This window comes from Streptomyces sp. NPDC102467 (genome assembly GCF_044765445.1).
Lineage (GTDB): Bacteria > Actinomycetota > Actinomycetes > Streptomycetales > Streptomycetaceae > Streptomyces.
This window is the reverse complement of the sequence record NZ_JBIWKA010000001.1, coordinates 201,914-218,859: the sequence shown is the minus strand read 5'-3', so window position 1 is coordinate 218,859 and position 16,946 is coordinate 201,914. Positions and strand designations below refer to the sequence as shown.

Below are 16,946 nucleotides of genomic sequence, written 5' to 3'. Positions count from 1 at the left end.
CTGGCAGGCATGGACGACAACCCCGCTCAGCCCGACGGCCTCGACCAGCGGGCCGAGCTCAGCGAGTTCCTGCGTACCCGGCGGGCCCGGCTCAAGCCGGAGGACGTGGGGGTCGCCTCGCACGGGCGGCACCGGCGGGTGCCGGGCCTGCGGCGCGAGGAGCTGGCGCAGCTGGCCGGGGTCTCGGTGGCGTACTACACCCGTCTTGAGCAGGGCAACGGGCGCAATGTGTCGGCGGAGGTGCTCGACGCGATCGCGCGCGCCCTGCGCCTCAGCGAGACGGAGCACGCGCATCTGACACACCTCGCCAAGCCGAAGGAGCGGCGCAGGCGGAGCCGGGCACCGAAGCGGCAGCAGGCGCGGGTGGCGCTGCAGCATCTGGTCGACTCGATGGAGGGCGTGCCCGCGTACATCGGCGGGGCCCGCTCGGACATTCTCGCCTGGAACCGGCTGGCGGCGGCCCTGTTCGGTGACTGGGGCGCGCTGCCGGCCGCCGAGCGCAACTGGGCACGCCTGACGTTTCTGAACCCGGACTACCGGGAGCTGTTCCGTGACTGGGAGCAGAAGGCGTCGGACATGGTCAGCTATCTGCGGCTGTACGCGGGCCAGCACCCGGACGACCCGGAGCTGTCGGCGCTGGTGGGTGAACTCTCCGTGAAGAGCGAGGAGTTCAGGAAGCTGTGGGCCACGCACGACGTGAAGGAGAAGGGCCACGGCGTGAAGCGGATGCGGCATCCGCTGGTCGGTGAGCTGACCCTCGCGTACGAGACGCTGCACCTCCCGGACGACGACGGCCAGTTCCTCTCCGTGTACCACGCGGAACCGGGCTCGCCGTCGGCGGACGCGCTGCGCCTGCTGGCCAGCTGGGGCACGGACGCGGTTCCCACCGAGAGCGCCCCGCTGTCGGAGTGACCCGCCCCGGCCAGGAGCCGGAGCGGGCCACCCGCGAGGTCACCTCGCGACTACTTGCCGTAGTACGCGTTGTAGACCGAGATCGTCGACAGGTTGCCCTTCTTGTCGGTGATCTTGGCGTGGAAGGAGACCGCCTTGCCCTTGGCGGGATTCTTGACGGAGATCTTCCCGTTCTTGACGGTCACCTTCTTCCAGGTCGTCCCGTAGTCGTACGAGACGTACACGGCGAGCGTCTTGAGGTTGCTGCCCGCGGCCGCGCCCTGCACCGTGACCGGGACGGACTGGGTCCTGCCCGCGGTCACCTTGCTGTCCAGGCCGACGGCCGCGGCGAAGCGGATGCCGGAGGCCGGGAGCTTGGTGACGTCGGCCGTCTTCTTCGAGCGGAACGACCAGCTGGCGTTGACCTTCGTGGTGGCGGACCCGACCTTCGCACTGCGCTTGACCGAGGTGGTCAGCTTGTACGCGGCGTCGCCCGCGGGCACCTTGAACGGCGTGTCCCCGTACAGCGGGTCGTCGTTCGTGCCGACCTTGGTGCCGTTGCGGTAGAGCGTCGTGACGGCCGAGGAGTAGAGGGAGTAGCCCACGTGCGTCTTGCCGTCGGCGTACACCGGCAGCGAGCCGACGATGTCGTTGCCCTCGCGGAACAGACCGTACGAGCCGCCGATCCGCGGCCCGACGACAGCCGTGTTGAACGTCTTCTCGTACGCCTGCCCTGCCTTGAACGTCTGCGGGACGCCCAGTGAGTACGAAGCCTCCGTGGTCGGGAAGCCGTCACTGTCCGCCGGGCCGGCCTGATCGAACTGCAGGCCCCACTTCACCTTGTCGCCGGTGGTCAGGTGGAAGGTGCGGGTGCTGGGCAGCTTCTGCGGGACCGAGACGGTCCAGCCGCCGCCGGATGTGGGCAGCTCGCCCATCGCGGTGAGGGAGCCGGTCTTGCCTGCGGCGGACGCGCCGAGGCCGCCCTTGACCGTGGCCAACTCGGACGCCTTGTAGTGCTTGGTGTAGCCGGTGGGGAAGGTCTTCGTCGGGCCGCCGGAGAACACGTCGTACTCTTCGGTCGCGCCCTTCGTCAGCACCGCGTTCCACAGCTGGGACATCGTGACGCCCGTGGGCGTCGGACCGACCTGCGCCGTACGGAAGTTGGTGTACGAGTCCAGGAGCCAGCCGGTGCCCATTCCCGTCTCGGCCGTACCCACGGTGAACTCCGGTGCGGCCAGGACGCTTTCGAGGCCGGTGGCGGGCAGGGTGATGTCGACCGGCCTGGTGGTACGGGAGTCCAGGGTGACCGTGCTGTTTTTGGTCACGTCCAACTTCGGCTGAACGAGCCAGTCGACGCCCTTGGAATAGTCGTCCGGGTCGACGACAAGGGCCTCGTTGAGGAGGTAACTCCCCTTCTTGACACGGACCTTGGCCGTGCCCGAGCCGTCGTCCGGGATGCCCACGTAGTCGAGGCCCGTGCCCGAGGTCAGCGGGAAGAGACTCGTGTCGAAGCCCTTGGCCGGCTTGCCGTCCCGTCCGATGTGCTTCAGCGTCACGTCGTACGACTCGGTCTCGCGCTGCACGGCGGCGGCGGTGCGTACCGACTGGCCGTCGCCCGTCGCCGTCACGTACGCGGAGTACGCGCCGTCGACGGTGCCGCCCAGCTTGGTGTTCGCGGTCAGGTCGACGGAGGCGGTGCCGCCCGCCGGGACGGTGAGCTTCGTGGCGCCCAGCGTGAAGAAGCCCGCCGGGGCGGCCTGCCCCTTGGGGTCGGTGGCGGACGCCTTGAGGTCGAGGGTGACGTCCTTGGTGCCGGTGTTGCGGTACGTCACCTTCTTGGTGATCGCGGGATCGTCGGTGTGCGGCCACTGCGCGACGCCGAAGCTCACCGAGACGGGCTCGGCGAACACGGTCTGCCCGATGGCCTTGTCGACCTGGATGCGCCCGCTGCCCTGCTCGAACGCGCTGAGCCCCGCGGTGCCCTTCGTGGAGCCGACGAGCGCGCCCTTGAGCTCCTGGTACGTCCAGTCGGGGTGCTGCTGCTTGAGGATCGCGGCGGCGCCCGCGACGTGCGGCGTCGCCATCGACGTACCGGAGATCGTGAGGTACCCGGCGGGGTTCTCGCCGACCTCCTTGTCGATGACGCTGCCGGGGGCCGCGGCGGCCGTGATGTCGACGCCCGGCGCGGTCACGTCCGGCTTGATCGCGCCGTCGCCGACGCGCGGCCCGGTCGACGAGAAGTCGGCGAGCTTGTCCTCGTCGTCGACGGCGCCGACGGTGAGCGCGGCGTCCGCGCTGCCGGGCGAGCCGAGGGAGTTCGGGCCGTCGTTGCCCGCCGCGATGGCGAAGAGGACGCCCTTCTCCTGCGACAGCTTGTTCACCTCGGCTTCCAGCGGGTCGATCTCCGGGGTGTCACCGCCGCCCAGGCTCAGGTTGACGACGTCGGCGCCCTGCGCGGCCGCCCACTCCATGCCGGCGAGGATGCCGGAGTCGTCGCCGAAGCCGTCGTCGTCGAGGACCTTGCCGCTGATCAGCTTGGCGCCCGGGGCGACGCCCTTGAACGTGCCGCCGGACTTGGCGCCCGTGCCGGCCGCGATGGACGCGACGTGTGTGCCGTGCCCGAAGTGGTCGGTGGCGTCGGCGGCGGCCGAGAAGTTCTTCGCCTCGACGACCTGGTCCTTCAGGTCGGGGTGCGTGGCGTCGACGCCCGTGTCCAGGACGGCGATCTTGACGCCCTTGCCGTCGTACCCGGCGGCCCAGGCCTTGGGCGCGCCGATCTGCGCCACCGACTTGTCGAGGCTGGCGCGGCGGATCCCGTCGAGCCAGATACGGCTGACGCCGGCGGCGGTGGCGCCCTTGCCGTTCGTCACCGCGTCCCACAGCTTGGTCGCGTCGCCCTTGGGCGTGGTGACCGCGTCGGCGTTGAGCGCCTTGAGCGCACGGTGGACCTTGGTGCCACCGGCGTCACGCACCTCGGCCCTGGCGGCGGTGGCGGCGCCCTTGTAGCCGACGATGACCTGAAGGCCGTTCTTGCGCTCCGTGCGGTACGACGCCTTGGACAGTTCGGTGACGTCGAAGAGACGCTGGTCGAGCTTGCCCGAGGCGACGAGCCGCTGCGCGTCGAGGGGCACCACGTAGGTGTGCCCGTCGACTATGTGCTTCTGTACGGGTATGTGGGCCCGCCCCTTGGCCCGCTGCAGCCCGACCGGCTTGCCCTTCGCGTCGAGTGCGACGCGGTCGCCGGTGATGAGTGTGACGTACCTCTTGGCGGCGGCGCCCTGCGCGGGATGCGCGGAACCGGTCGGCGCGGCGGCACCGGCCGGGACGGTAAGCCCCGCGGCCAGTGCGACGGCGGCGGCTCCGGCGACGACGACCGCCGCACGACGCTGCCCGCTGTGTAGGTATCTGTGCAACTTTCCCCCTGGCGAAGGTAGTTCACGCATGGGGGATCTCAGGTGACCCCCCTGCGATGAAGAGGTCACAGGGGGCCCACAGGTTGCTTCGGCCACTCAGCGCGCGCCGGTGTTCTCCTTCACGGAGATCCGGCCCTTGCGGATCGTCGCGACGCGCGGCGCCTTCCGGGCGATCGCCGAGTCGTGGGTGACCATGATGAACGTCAGCCCGTGCTCCTTCCACTGAGCTTCCAGTACGTCCATGATCTCGTCCCGCATGGACTCGTCGAGGTTGCCGGTGGGCTCGTCGGCGAGCAGCACCTTGGGGTTCTTCACCAACGCCCGTGCGATGGCGACACGTTGCTGCTGACCGCCGGACATCTCGGAGGGCAGGTGCGTGAGGCGTTCGCCGAGACCCACCGACTTCAGCGCCTCCGCGGCCCTCTCACGCCGGTCGCCGCCCTTCAGGCCGAGCGGTACGAGCGCGGTCTCGACGTTCTCCTGCGCGGTCAGCGTCGGGATGAGGTTGAAGGACTGGAACACGAACCCGATGGACTCGGCGCGGACCTTGGTGAGCCGGGCCTCGGGCAGCTTGGCCAGATCGGTGCCGTCGAGTTCCACGCTGCCCGCGGTGGGCCGGTCGAGGCCGCCGAGCATCTGCAGCAGCGTCGACTTGCCGCCGCCCGTGGGGCCCTGGATGACGAGCCGGTCGCCGTCGCCGATGGTCAGGTCGACGCCCGCGAGCGCGTCGACGGTGTCCTTGGCCCGCCGGTACTGCTTGGTGACGCCTCTGAGTTCATACATGGTGCAACTCCTGCAACTCCTGCTATCCGAAAAGGGGGTTGGGTGCCCGTGCAGGGCCGCTGCTACTCGACGCGGCGCAGCGCGTCCGCCGGACGCAGCCGCGAGGCCCGCCAGCCGCCGAACGCGCCCGCGATCAGACCACCCGCGACGGCGAGGCCGACCGCGAGGGCGATGGTGGTGGCGGAGACCGGGGCACTGAGCGCGATGTCGAGGGTCTTGCCGCTCGCCCCCGCGGCCTGGCGCCCCATGCCGCCACCGAAGCCGCCGCCACCGGGGCCTCCGCCCACCTGGCCGCCGGTGGAGCCGAGTTGGGCGGAGAGGGTGGGGCTGATGGCGGTGACGACGTAGGCACCCGCGAGGCCGACGGCGATACCGAGGACACCGCCCATGAGCCCGTTGACGACGGCCTCGCCGACGACCTGCCGCGTCACCCGGCCCGACTTCCAGCCGAGCGCCTTGAGCGTGCCGAACTCCCGCACGCGCCGCGACACGGCCGACGACGTAAGGAGACCTGCCACCAGGAACGCGGCCACGAGCACCGCGATCGACAGCCACTTGCCGACGTTCGAGGCGAGGTTCGAGGCAGTGGACAGGGAGCCGGAGACGGTGTCGGCGAGATCGGCGGACGTGGTGACCGTGGTGCCGGAGAGATTCTTCTGGATCGTCGACTTGACGGCGTCGATCTGCTGCGAATCGGTCGCCTTGACGTACACCGTCGTCACCTTGTTCTTGGTGTCGGCGAGCGTCTGGGCCTGCTTCAGCGGCAGGTACAGGTTGGCTGCGGCGTCCCCGCTGTCGGGCGTCGCGATCCCGATGACCTTGTACTTCGTGCCCTTGACGGTGACGGAGTCGTCGACCGCGAGCTTCTTCTCCTTGGCGTACGAGGCATCGGCGACGGCCACCTTGGAGTCCGTCTCCGACGTCTTGAAGCTCCGCCCCTTGGTGATCTTCGAGGAGGTCAGCGGGCCGAGACCCTGCTTGGTGACGTCGGTGCCGAACACGGAGTACGAGTTGACGTCGAAGTTGGCGCCGCCACCCTCGACGCGGCCCTGCGGCTGCCCGCTGCCGCCGCCGGAACCGCCCCGCTCGGCGCCGCCACCCTGCTGCTGGTCCTGCTTGAACTGGCCGCGCGTGAACTGGCCGCTGACCTTCATCACTTGCAGGCTGAGCCCGCCCACGGTGTCGTCGACGCCCTTCTGCTGCGCGACCTTCGTGACCGTGGTGGAGGCGAGGGTCTGGAAGCCCTGCACCATCACCCGGTCGGTGCTCTGCTCCTTGTCGGAGTCGCTGTCCTTGGCGTCGAAGTTGAAGCGCGGCCTGCCGGTCGCGCCGTCCTTCGGCGCGGCGGCGGCCTTGGTGACGGTCATGTCCGTGCCCAGCCCGTACAAGGACTGCAGGACCTTGTCCTGCGCCTGGCTCATGCCCGAGGACACGGAGTTGACCACGATGACCAGCGCGATACCGAGTGCGAGGCCGGAGGCGACGACGAGCGCCGCCTTTCTGCGCCGGCGCAGCTCACGCCTGAGATAGGTGAAGAACATCGAAGCCTCGCTGGTGACGGCCCCGACCCGGGGCGCTGACAGGAACCAGCGAAACGTATGAGGGCGCTGTAAGGGTTGCGTGAGGTGACGATGAGAACGCGATGAGACCCGTTCCGGCCCCGCCGGGCCCGCCGCCCATGGCATGAACCCGAACAGCGTGAACCCCCGGAACGCGGTGCGCGCCGGGGGTTCACGGAAGAAGGTGGATCAGGCGGCCGAACCGGCCTGCCAGTCCGCCCAGCTCAGGTTCCAGCCGTTGAGGCCGTTGTCCGGAGCGACGGTCTTGTCACCGGTGTTCTTCACGATGACGACGTCACCGACCATGGAGTTGTTGTAGAACCAGGCACCGGGGGTGCTGGAGTCGTTGGCGCCCTTGGCGTCGGACAGACCGACGCAGCCGTGGCTGGTGTTCGCCCCGCCGAAGATCGACTTGGCGCCCCAGTAGTTGCCGTGGATGAAGGTGCCGGAGTTCGACAGACGCATCGCGTGCGGCACGTCCTTGATGTCGTACTCGCCCTTGCCGTCGTCGTCCGTGAAGCCGACCGACGCACCGTTCATCCGGGTCTCCTTGAACTTCTCGGAGATCACCATCTGGCCCTCGTACGTCTTGTTCTCGGGCGAACCGGCGGAGATCGGGATGGTCTTGATCGTCTTCCCGTTCTGGGTGACGGTCATCATCTTGGTCTTCGCGTCGACCGTGGACACCTGGTTGCGCCCGACCTTGAACGTGACGGTCTTCTGCTGGACGCCGGTCACACCGCTCGCGCCCTCGACCCCGTCGAGGTCGAGCTTCAGGGTGACCGTGGAGTTGCCCGTCCAGTAGTTCTCGGGGCGGAAGTCGAGCCGGTTGCCGCTGAACCAGTGGCCGACGACCTGCTGGCCGCTGCTCGACGACACCTTGATGTGGGACTGGACGTCCGACTTGTTCGTGATCGCCTTGTCGAAGTTGATCGACACCGGCATGCCGACGCCGACGGTCGAGCCGTCCTCCGGCGTGAAGTTGCCTATGAAGCTGTTGGTCGGGGAGACCGTGGTGAACGACGCGTTCTCGTGCGCGGCACGGTTCTCCGAGTCGTTCGCCGTAGCGGCGATCTTGTACGTCGTCGCCCGCGCCAGCTGGTTCGTGGGCTTCCAGCTCTTCTTGTCCGCGGATATCTGCCCGGCGACGGCCGTGCCGTCGGCCGTGGTCATCGTGACGTCGGTGAGCGAGCCCTTGCTCACGGTGACCTTCGCCGCGTTGTTGATGCTCGCGTTGTCGGAACCGTCCTTCGGGGCGATCTTGATCTCGGCCTGTGAGGCCTTCTTCGCCGCGGCCTCGTCCGCCTGCGCCTGGGACGACTCCTTCTTGCCGCTCGACGAGCCGGCCGATTCACCGTCGCTCCCGCCGCACGCAGAGAGCATCAGTACACCGCCGAGCACAGCGGACGCGGCCATCAGGCCCTTGCGCCGCTTACCGTCCGTCATCACACGCTTCTCCATAGTCGCCGAATTCCGACTTCCCCGGCATCCCGACTGCCCCGAGTCCGGTCTCGGAGAACACAGGGGTTCCCCTTACCCATGGACAACGCGGTGACCGGTTCATCCCGTTCCCGAAAACGTCCCGATGTGGGGGACGCCACGTCGAAGGAGGCGGTAGTCACGGGTGCACCGGTGGTAACGGCACCCGCGTGAATCCCTCGCCCCACTTGCGTATCTCCCCCTGCGGGACGACGAAACCCCGGGCAGCGGTCGCCGCCCGGGGTTTCCCGTTCGTCAGCCGCTACGCGCGCTCTTCGCCGCCCTCCTCGTCATCATCCTCGTCGAGGTCCCAGTCCGGCGAATCGGGGTCGTAGTCGACCTGTTCGCTGGACCACGAGGCCTGCACGAGCTCGGCCCCCGGCACGTCGCCGACCAGGTCGAACGGGTCCACGAGGTACGCGACGGCCTCCGCCTCGTCCTCCTGGACGGCGTGCTCGGCGTGCGCGCGCTCCTCGCCCTCCATCGACTCGTCCTCGGCGACGCGCTGGAGGGCGGCCCCCATCAGTGCCTCGGCGTCGGCGACCTCCAGGACCAATTCCACCTTCAGGCGAACAAAACGTGACGTCTCATCAGTGCTCATACGCCGGAGCGTACGACCCACTCCGCTCGTGACTTTCCCGTGACCCGCCCCTTTCACTAACATCGGCCCACACGGCCAATTCGCCAGCGCCACAAGGGGGATCGCTTCCGTGTCCGCCGCACGTCGATCACTGTTCACCGCCACCGCCGCCGGGACGCTCCTGGCCGCCCTGTGGTTCGTCCCCAATGCCACAGCCAACCCCGAGCACCCCACCACCAGCACCGCCGGGAGCCGGACCGCCACCGCGGTCGACGCCCAGTCCGACCAGCAGCTCCGGCTCGCCGACACGGGGACGTTCGACACGACCCCGTACGTCATCGGCGGCTCGGCGTTCCTGGGTCTGGGCGTCGGCTTCGTGGCGTACTCGGTCCGCCGGGGCCGCTCCCTGGAGGCGCCCATCTGACGCGCCCGGAGTGCGGCCCGGAGCAGTGGCCTACGCGAGGGGCCCGGTCACCGTCTCGACGGCCGTCACCAGCGCACCACTTCGCACGAACGCGTCCGCCGCCGCGAGATCCGGCGCCAGGAACCGGTCGGGTCCCGGCCCCTCGACCCCCGCCTGTCGCACGGCGGCGATGACCGCCCGCGACGCCGGCGCGGCCTCAAGGCCCTCCCGCAGTTCGATGCCGCGGGTGGCCGCGTAGAGCTCCACGGCGACGATCCGCGCGAGATTGTCGACGGCCGTCCGCAGCTTCCGCGCGGCCGACCAGCCCATCGAGACGTGGTCCTCCTGCATCGCCGACGACGGGATCGAGTCCGCGGACGCCGGCACGGCGAGCCGCTTCATCTCACTGACCAGTGCCGCCTGCGTGTACTGGGCGATCATCAGGCCCGAGTCGACTCCTGCGTCGTCCGCGAGGAACGGCGGCAGGCCGTGCGAGCGGTTCTTGTCGAGCAGCCGGTCCGTGCGCCGCTCGGTGATCGACCCCAGGTCGGCCGCCGCGATGGCGAGGAAGTCCAGTACGTACGCGACCGGCGCGCCATGGAAGTTGCCGTTGGACTCCACGCGCCCGTCGGGCAGCACCACGGGGTTGTCGACGGCCGCCGCCAGCTCCCGCTCGGCCACGAGCCGCGCGTGCGTCATGGTGTCCCGCCCGGCCCCCGCGACCTGCGGGGCGCAGCGCACGGAGTACGCGTCCTGCACGCGCGGCGCGTCATCCTGGTGATGGCCCGTCAGGCCCGAACCGGTGAGCACGGCGGCCATGTTGGCGGCGGACGCGGCCTGGCCGGGGTGCGGCCGGATGGCGTGCAGCTCGGGCGCGAGGACCTTGTCCGTGCCGAGCAGCGCCTCCATCGTCAGGGCCGCGGTCACATCGGCGGCCTTGTAGAGGTTGTCGAGGTCGTCGAGGGCCATGACGAGCATGCCCAGCATGCCGTCGGTCCCGTTGAGCAGGGCGAGCCCTTCCTTCTCGCGCAGCTCGACCGGCGCGATGCCGTGCTCGGCGAGCAGTTCACCGGCGGGCCGCACGACCCCGTCGGGGCCTTCGGCGTCGCCCTCGCCGAGCAGGGTGAGCGCACAGTGGCTGAGCGGCGCGAGGTCGCCGGAGCAGCCGAGGGACCCGTACTCGTGCACGACCGGGGTGATCCCGGCGTTCAGGACGTCCGCCATGGTCTGCGCGACCTCGGGCCGCACGCCGGTGTGGCCGGAGCAGACGGTCTTCAGGCGCAGGAACATCAGCGCGCGCACGACCTCGCGCTCGACGCGCGGGCCCATTCCCGCCGCGTGCGAGCGCACGATGTTGCGCTGCAGCTGCGCGCGCAGCTCCGGGCTGATGTGCCGGCTGGCGAGCGCGCCGAACCCGGTGGAGACGCCGTAGACGGGGTCCGGCTTCGCGGCGAGCGCGTCGACGATCCCGCGGGCCGCGGCCAGCGCGGCCACGGCCTCTTCGGAGAGTTCGATCCGGGCGCCCCGGCGCGCCACGGCGACCACATCGGCCGCAGTGACCCCGGCTGTCCCGACCACCACAGTGTGCATATCCATATTCAGGAACGTACACAGTGAATCCGAAGATGTCACGACCGAGATCCGGGAGGGCCCCTTACTTCGGCCGACCCGGTTCGCGACCCGGTTCCCGGCCCCGGATCCGCCGCCGCTCCCCAGGAACCGCGGGCGGCGAGTCGGCCAGCCGCACGACGGGGTCGTCGAGCCCGCCGTCCCGCCCCGCCACCACCGGCTTCGCGGCGCGCAGCGCCTTCGCCCGGTACTGCGCGGCGTCCGCGAGCCGGAAGAGGCGGCGGGCGCTGCGTACCTCGCCGATGGGGTCGCCGGTCGAGGCGATGCCGACCGCCACCCCCTCCCCGATCTCCATCTCCGCGGCGCGGGAACAGACCTCGTCCCCCACGCGTACGACCTCGTCGGCGGAGGGCCCGACGGCCAGCAGGCAGAACTCGTCCCCGCCGAGCCGTGCGGCGAGGGCTCCCGGCAGCATCGCCCCGCACAGCGAGAGCACCGATCCGAACCGCTCCAGGAGCCGGTCGCCGATGGCGTGCCCGAGGGTGTCGTTGACCCGCTTGAGCCCGTTCAGATCGCAGACGACGAGACTGACGACAGCGCCCTCGGCGGCATGCCGCTCCACCGCCTCGTCCAGCCGTATGTCGACGGCCCGCCGGTTGGCGAGGCCGGTCAGGGCGTCGGTGAAGGCGAGGCGCCGGGCCTCCTCAAGGCGTTCGGTCTGCGCGATCCCGGCCGCGACCACGGATGCCAGTACGGTCGCGAAGTCGGCGTCCCCCGGTCCGTACACCGGCGCCCCGAGCGGCCGCGCCACGTACAGCTCGCCCCAGGCCCGGCCGTGCAGCACGATCGGCGCGACGACACAGCAGCCGCGCCGCCGCCGGCGCAGCGCCGCGACCCGCTGGTGGCAGTAACCGGCGCGCTCGACAGGACCGTCGACCGTCTCGACCCAGGCGTCCGGCTCACCGCCGCCGGCCCACCGCTCGTGCAGGAACTCGGCGATCTCCGGGAACCGGTGCACCGGATACGCCTCGGCCTCGGGGAACTGCTCCTCCCCCTCGGCGCGCTCCCCCACGTTCACCAGGACCCGGAGCCGGCCGCGCTCGCGCTCCCACACGGACAGCGCGGCGAAGCTTCCGGACAGCGCGTGACAGGCGCCGAGGGCGGCGGCCCGCCAGGTCTCGCGCGGGCTCTGCGCAGCGGCCATGCCCTGCGCGAGCGTCACCACGGCGCGCAGCCTGACGTCCTCTCCCATTAGCCCAGGTTAGGTACTTTTCCGACATTACGGTGAGTTGAGTACGGCCGTCCCGGGGTCCCCGGCCGACCCGGGATCACTCACCCGGCCACTGGGGCTTGCGCTTCTCGTTGAACGCGGCGACCCCTTCGGCCCGGTCCGCCGAGAACGCCACCGACCGCCAGGCCGCGTCCTCCACCTCAAGACCGGCCCGCAGATCGAGCCCGTGCCCGAGCCGCAGCGCGCGCTTGGCGGCCCGCAGCCCGACCGGCGAGTTGGCGGCGATCCGCGCGGCGAGCGCCAGCGCCTCGGCGCGGTCCTGCCCCGCCGCCACCACCTGGTCCACCAACCCCAGCTCGCCCGCCTCTGCGGCCTCGACGCGGCGCGCCGTGAAGATCAGCTCGGCGGCCCGCGCGGCCCCGACCCGGCGCGGCAGCAGCTGCGTACCGCCACCGCCGGGGATCACGCCGACCGACACCTCCGGCAGCCCTACGACAGCGCTCGCGTCGGCCACGATCAGATCGCAGGCGAGCGCGAGCTCGAAGCCGCCGCCGAGCGCGAACCCGTGCACGGCGGCGATCGTCGGCATCGGCAGCTCCAGTACGCCCGTGTACGCGGCCCTGGCGACCGGCCGCTGGCGCACCAGCTCGGCGTCGGAGAAGGAGTTGCGCTCCTTGAGGTCGGCGCCGACACAGAAGGCCCGCTCACTGCTGGACGTGACGACGACGACCCGCACCTCGCGGTCGGCGCCCAGGGCCTCGCACGCGGCGCCGATCGAACGGGCCATGTCGCTGGAGACGGCGTTCATGGCCCTGGGCCGGTCGAGCACCAACTCGGCGACGGCTCCGCTCTCGTGGCGCCGGACGACCACGAACTCCCCGAACCGCTGCTCATCACCCATGACTCGCCCTTCCGGTTAACGTCAGTCAACCGGCAAGATTGTCAGGTGCGCCGGGTCAGCGTCCAGGGCTCCACGATGCCGAGCCCGCGCACGGGCCGCTGCCACATCGGCTGCAGCGCGAACCGGTACGAGGGGGGCTCCTCGCCCTGCTCCTCGGCCTTCTCGGCGGCGGCCGCCGCCTCCGCCTCGGATGCGGGCGCCTCGGTGGTGCGGATCAGCTCCTCGGCGAACGCGCCGTCGACCAGCACGTTGTCCTTGGGCGCTATCGACGTGAGCCGACTGGCCAGGTTCACGGTCGTGCCGAACACGTCGCCCATGCGCGTCGTGACGGTCCCGAAGGCCATGCCGACGCGCAGCTCCGGCATCGTCTCGTCGTTGCTCATCGTCTCGATGAGCCGCAGCGCGATCTCCCCTGCCGTGCCCGCGTCGTCGGCGGCGAACAGCACCTCGTCGCCGAGCGTCTTGATGAGCCGGCCGCCGTGCGCGGCGACGAGATCGGCCGCCGTGGTCTCGAAGGCCTCGACGAGCTCGCCGAGTTCCTCCTCCTCCATGCGCCGGGTCAGCCGCGTGAACCCGACCAGGTCCGCGAAGCCGACCGCGAGCCGCCGGTCCACCATCTCCTCGTCGTCACCGGCCTGCACCACGCGCCCGGTCGCCGCGGCGAGCTGCCGCCGCCACACATAGACGAGGAACTCCTCCAGCTCGGGCAGGAGCAGCTCTATCAGCGGATACGTGACCTCGGTACGGGTCATGCCGGGCTCCGGGGGCTCGGTCAGGCCCTCCAGGAACGAATCGATCTGCCACTCGGCGAGCCGCGCGGTGGTCTGCCCCGTCGAACGGGCGACCTGCACGGCCATCGCCTCGCTGAGCAGCCCCGCCTCCACGAGACCCGCGAGGCGCCGCAGCGCCAGCACGTCGGCCTCGGTCAGCGCCTTGGCCTGCCCGATGTCGGCGAAGCCCATGGCCCGCCAGAACCGGGAGGCCAGCTCCATGGAGACGCCCGCGCTACGCGCCGCCTGGAACGGGGTGTAGCGGCGCTCGGCCCCGAGAATCAGCTGTTCGAGCCGGAGCGCGAGGGGATCCCCCGCATCCTGCTCGTCCCCTTCCCCCTCCGGCCGCTCGGGGTCGGGTGGGGTGCCCGTGCCGGAGCCCGAGTCGTCGACGGTCACGCCTGCTGCCCTTCCGATATGCCACGGTCAGGTATCGACCGGGCTCAACTCTACGACAGCCCTCTGTGCGCCACGTCACTCCGTCCGGGGGCGTGTGTTGCGTGAGCGCCGCTTGTCATCGGTGCCCTGGGCCGTGCCGGGCCGGGTGCGTCGTCACCCGCGGCCCGGCGGGGACTTCTCGCGCAGTTCCCCGCGCCCCTGAGATGCGCACTGCGTGCGCCATCTCATGGGGCTGCGGCGAAGCCGCATGCTCCAGGGGCGCGGGGAACTGCGCGACCAGCCACGACGCCACCCGCGGCCGCCCACCGAACAAGAACCGGGCAGACGAGAAGGCGACCCCTACGCGGGACGCAGGTGCACGATGTCACCGGCCCCGACAGCCTCCCGCCCCCCGTCGGCAGACAGGATCACCAACCGCCCGTCCCCGTCCACGGCAACCGCCTCACCCACCAGCTCCCGGTCCCCCGGAAGAATCGCCCGCACCGAACGCCCCAGCGTGGCGCACCCCGCCGCGTACGCCTCCTGCAGACGCGAAAGCCCCGGGTCCCCCTCGGCCGCGCACCATTCCAGGTACCACCGCTCGAACGACCTGAGCACAGCCCGGAGCAGCGGCTCCCGGTCCAGCACCTTCGCCCCGGCCAGCGCCAGCGAACCGGCCGTCGGGACGGGCAACTCGTCGGCGCGCAGCGACACGTTGAGCCCGACGCCGATGACGACCCCGCCCGCGCCGGAGCCCTCCGCGAGGATCCCCGCGGCTTTGCGCTCCTCGCCGTCGACGGTGACGAGCAGGTCGTTGGGCCACTTCAGCGCCGTGTCGACGCCGGCCGTGGCGGACAGGGCGCTGGCGACGGCGACGCCGGTGAGCAGCGGCAGCCAGCCCCAGCGCGCCACCGGCACCTCATGCTCGCCGGGCTTGACCAGGAGGGAGAAGAAGAGGCCCGAGCGCGGCGGAGCCGACCAGCGCCGGTCCAGGCGCCCGCGCGCCGCGCTCTGCTCCTCGGCGATCAGTACGGCGCCCTCCTGCGCGGAGCCGGCGACGGCCCGCTCCACCAGGTCCGTGTTGGTCGACCCCGTACGGGGCACCACCTCCACGGACGACCAGAGTCCATCACCCCGCACGAGCGAGCGGCGCAGCCCGGCCGCTCCCAGGGGCGGCCGGTCCAGGTCGGACCAACGGCTGTCGTGCGCGTCTGAACCATCTCGCGGCGTCATGCAACCCAGCCTAGGTGTGGCAAACGCCGCACTGCCGAACGGTATTCGCGCCACTACCCTACGAGTCAGTAGCCGCACTTATTTCCCCCGTACACCATCCCCCGTGAGCAGCGTCGAATCAGGCAGGGAGCCGCATCCCGATGTCCGAGTTGGAAGACCACCAGAGTGCCGACATCCACACCACCGCAGGCAAGATCGAGGATCTGCGGCGCCGGATCGACGAGGCGACGCACGCGGGATCCGCGCGCGCAGTCGAGAAGCAGCACGCCAAGGGCAAGTTGACGGCCCGTGAGCGGATCGGGCTGCTGCTCGACGAGGACTCGTTCGTGGAGCTGGACGAGTTCGCGCGGCACCGCTCCACCGATTTCGGCCTGGACGCCAACAAGCCGTACGGCGACGGAGTGGTCACCGGGTACGGGACCGTGGACGGCCGCCCGGTGGCTGTCTTCTCGCAGGACTTCACCGTCTTCGGCGGCGCGCTCGGCGAGGTCTACGGGCAGAAGATCATGAAGGTGATGGACTTCGCCCTCAAGACGGGCTGCCCGGTCATCGGCATCAACGACTCCGGCGGCGCCCGCATCCAGGAGGGCGTCATGGCCCTCGGCATGTACGGCGAGATCTTCCGCCGCAATACGCACGCGTCCGGCGTCATCCCGCAGATCTCGCTGGTCGTCGGGCCGTGCGCGGGCGGCGCGGTCTACTCCCCCGCGATCACCGACTTCACGGTGATGGTCGACCAGACCAGCCACATGTTCATCACCGGGCCCGACGTCATCAAGACGGTCACCGGCGAGGACGTCGGCTTCGAGGAGCTGGGCGGCGCGCGGGCGCACAACGCGCAGTCCGGCGTCGCGCACCACATGGCGGGCGACGAGAAGGACGCGATCGAGTACGTCAAGTCGCTGCTGTCCTACCTGCCGTCGAACAATCTGAGCGAGCCGCCCGCCTTCCCCGAGGAGGCGGACCTGGCGCAGACCGACGAGGACCGCGAGCTCGACACCCTCATCCCGGACAGCGCCAACCAGCCGTACGACATGCACACGGCGATCGAACACGTCCTGGACGACGCCGAGTTCTTCGAGACGCAGTCGCTGTTCGCGCCGAACATCCTCACCGGCTTCGGCCGTGTCGAGGGCCACCCGGTGGGCATCGTCGCCAACCAGCCGATGCAGTTCGCCGGCTGCCTGGACATCGACGCGAGCGAGAAGGCCGCCCGCTTCGTGCGGACCTGCGACGCCTTCAACGTCCCCGTGCTGACCTTCGTCGACGTGCCAGGCTTCCTGCCGGGCGTCGAGCAGGAGCACACCGGCATCATCCGGCGCGGCGCGAAGCTGATCTACGCGTACGCCGAGGCGACGGTGCCGCTGATCACGATCATCACCCGCAAGGCGTTCGGCGGCGCCTACGACGTCATGGGCTCCAAGCACCTGGGCGCGGACCTCAACCTGGCGTGGCCCACCGCGCAGATCGCCGTCATGGGCGCGCAGGGCGCGGTGAACATCCTGCACCGCAAGACGCTGGCCGCCGCCGATGCCTCCGGAGACGCGGAGGCGACGCGTGCACGCCTTATCCAGGCGTACGAGGACGCGCTCCTCAACCCGTACACGGCGGCCGAGCGCGGCTACATCGACGCCGTGGTGCTGCCCTCCGACACCCGCGCCCACGTCGTCAAGGGTCTGCGTCAGCTGCGCACGAAGCGCGAGTCGCTGCCGCCGAAGAAGCACGGCAACATCCCCCTGTAAGCCCTACCCCGCGA

13 protein-coding genes are annotated in these 16,946 nt (G+C 70.6%); 3 read left to right on the top strand and 10 right to left on the bottom strand.

Features of this window, described 5'->3' with window-relative positions; translation table 11 throughout:
- Positions 1-9: 9 nt before the first annotated feature.
- Positions 10-912: a helix-turn-helix domain-containing protein gene (locus tag ACIREE_RS00930; protein WP_404144574.1), complete on the top strand. Its 903-nt coding sequence runs from the start codon at positions 10-12 to the stop codon at positions 910-912.
- Positions 913-962: 50 nt separating this feature from the next.
- Here the strand turns inward: ACIREE_RS00930 and ACIREE_RS00925 are convergent, their stop codons facing one another.
- The 5 genes from ACIREE_RS00925 to ACIREE_RS00905 all read right to left on the bottom strand — a co-directional run bounded on the left by ACIREE_RS00925 (position 963) and on the right by ACIREE_RS00905 (position 8,726).
- On the bottom strand, positions 963-4,334 hold the full coding sequence (locus tag ACIREE_RS00925; RefSeq protein WP_404144573.1) for a S8 family peptidase: 3,372 nt from the start codon (positions 4,332-4,334) through the stop codon (positions 963-965).
- A 66-nt stretch (positions 4,335-4,400) separates the two neighbouring features.
- Complete coding sequence (locus ACIREE_RS00920; protein ID WP_404144572.1) at positions 4,401-5,087, bottom strand: ABC transporter ATP-binding protein; 687 nt, start codon at positions 5,085-5,087, stop codon at positions 4,401-4,403.
- 62 nt (positions 5,088-5,149) lie between these two features.
- A complete protein-coding gene (locus ACIREE_RS00915) occupies positions 5,150-6,628 on the bottom strand; it encodes an ABC transporter permease (protein WP_404144570.1) in 1,479 nt (492 codons plus the stop codon).
- 207 nt (positions 6,629-6,835) lie between these two features.
- Positions 6,836-8,092 carry an Ig-like domain-containing protein gene (locus tag ACIREE_RS00910; RefSeq protein ID WP_404144569.1) on the bottom strand — a complete coding sequence of 419 codons (1,257 nt, stop codon included), beginning with the start codon at positions 8,090-8,092 and terminating at the stop codon, positions 6,836-6,838.
- A gap of 295 nt (positions 8,093-8,387) precedes the next feature.
- Positions 8,388-8,726: a hypothetical protein gene (locus ACIREE_RS00905; RefSeq protein WP_404144567.1), complete on the bottom strand. Its 339-nt coding sequence runs from the start codon at positions 8,724-8,726 to the stop codon at positions 8,388-8,390.
- A 109-nt stretch (positions 8,727-8,835) separates the two neighbouring features.
- Between ACIREE_RS00905 and ACIREE_RS00900 the strand changes: the two genes are divergently transcribed.
- The gene (locus tag ACIREE_RS00900; RefSeq protein ID WP_404144565.1) at positions 8,836-9,129 is read left to right on the top strand and encodes a hypothetical protein; all 294 of its coding nucleotides are present in this window, start codon (positions 8,836-8,838) and stop codon (positions 9,127-9,129) included.
- A gap of 30 nt (positions 9,130-9,159) precedes the next feature.
- Here ACIREE_RS00900 and hutH read toward each other — a convergent pair whose 3' ends face one another.
- From hutH to ACIREE_RS00875, 5 genes are all read right to left on the bottom strand, one after another.
- The gene (gene hutH, locus ACIREE_RS00895; protein ID WP_404145290.1) at positions 9,160-10,698 is read right to left on the bottom strand and encodes a histidine ammonia-lyase; all 1,539 of its coding nucleotides are present in this window, start codon (positions 10,696-10,698) and stop codon (positions 9,160-9,162) included.
- Positions 10,699-10,762: 64 nt separating this feature from the next.
- A complete protein-coding gene (locus ACIREE_RS00890) occupies positions 10,763-11,929 on the bottom strand; it encodes a diguanylate cyclase domain-containing protein (protein WP_404144563.1) in 1,167 nt (388 codons plus the stop codon).
- 76 nt (positions 11,930-12,005) lie between these two features.
- Entirely contained in the window at positions 12,006-12,809 is an 804-nt protein-coding gene (locus ACIREE_RS00885) for an enoyl-CoA hydratase/isomerase family protein (RefSeq protein ID WP_404144561.1), read from the bottom strand.
- Between the two features lie 41 nt (positions 12,810-12,850).
- Positions 12,851-13,978, bottom strand: coding sequence for an adenylate/guanylate cyclase domain-containing protein (locus ACIREE_RS00880; protein WP_404144560.1), 1,128 nt, complete (start codon positions 13,976-13,978; stop codon positions 12,851-12,853).
- Positions 13,979-14,317: 339 nt separating this feature from the next.
- A complete protein-coding gene (locus ACIREE_RS00875; protein WP_404144559.1) occupies positions 14,318-15,190 on the bottom strand; it encodes a biotin--[acetyl-CoA-carboxylase] ligase in 873 nt (290 codons plus the stop codon).
- Positions 15,191-15,330: 140 nt separating this feature from the next.
- Here ACIREE_RS00875 and ACIREE_RS00870 point away from each other — a divergent pair, with 140 nt between their 5' ends.
- Complete coding sequence (locus tag ACIREE_RS00870; protein WP_404144558.1) at positions 15,331-16,932, top strand: acyl-CoA carboxylase subunit beta; 1,602 nt, start codon at positions 15,331-15,333, stop codon at positions 16,930-16,932.
- The last annotated feature ends 14 nt before the right edge of the window (positions 16,933-16,946 follow it).

Bases quoted from the DNA above. Each gene is read 5' to 3' on its own strand.
- ACIREE_RS00930 (WP_404144574.1), top strand. From the start codon at position 10: ATGGACGACAACCCCGCTCAGCCCGACGGCCTCGACCAGCGGGCCGAG.
- ACIREE_RS00925 (WP_404144573.1), bottom strand. From the start codon at position 4,334: ATGCGTGAACTACCTTCGCCAGGGGGAAAGTTGCACAGATACCTACAC.
- ACIREE_RS00920 (WP_404144572.1), bottom strand. From the start codon at position 5,087: ATGTATGAACTCAGAGGCGTCACCAAGCAGTACCGGCGGGCCAAGGAC.
- ACIREE_RS00915 (WP_404144570.1), bottom strand. From the start codon at position 6,628: ATGTTCTTCACCTATCTCAGGCGTGAGCTGCGCCGGCGCAGAAAGGCG.
- ACIREE_RS00910 (WP_404144569.1), bottom strand. From the start codon at position 8,092: ATGACGGACGGTAAGCGGCGCAAGGGCCTGATGGCCGCGTCCGCTGTG.
- ACIREE_RS00905 (WP_404144567.1), bottom strand. From the start codon at position 8,726: ATGAGCACTGATGAGACGTCACGTTTTGTTCGCCTGAAGGTGGAATTG.
- hutH (WP_404145290.1), bottom strand. From the start codon at position 10,698: ATGCACACTGTGGTGGTCGGGACAGCCGGGGTCACTGCGGCCGATGTG.
- ACIREE_RS00890 (WP_404144563.1), bottom strand. From the start codon at position 11,929: ATGGGAGAGGACGTCAGGCTGCGCGCCGTGGTGACGCTCGCGCAGGGC.
- ACIREE_RS00885 (WP_404144561.1), bottom strand. From the start codon at position 12,809: ATGGGTGATGAGCAGCGGTTCGGGGAGTTCGTGGTCGTCCGGCGCCAC.
- ACIREE_RS00875 (WP_404144559.1), bottom strand. From the start codon at position 15,190: ATGACGCCGCGAGATGGTTCAGACGCGCACGACAGCCGTTGGTCCGAC.
- ACIREE_RS00870 (WP_404144558.1), top strand. From the start codon at position 15,331: ATGTCCGAGTTGGAAGACCACCAGAGTGCCGACATCCACACCACCGCA.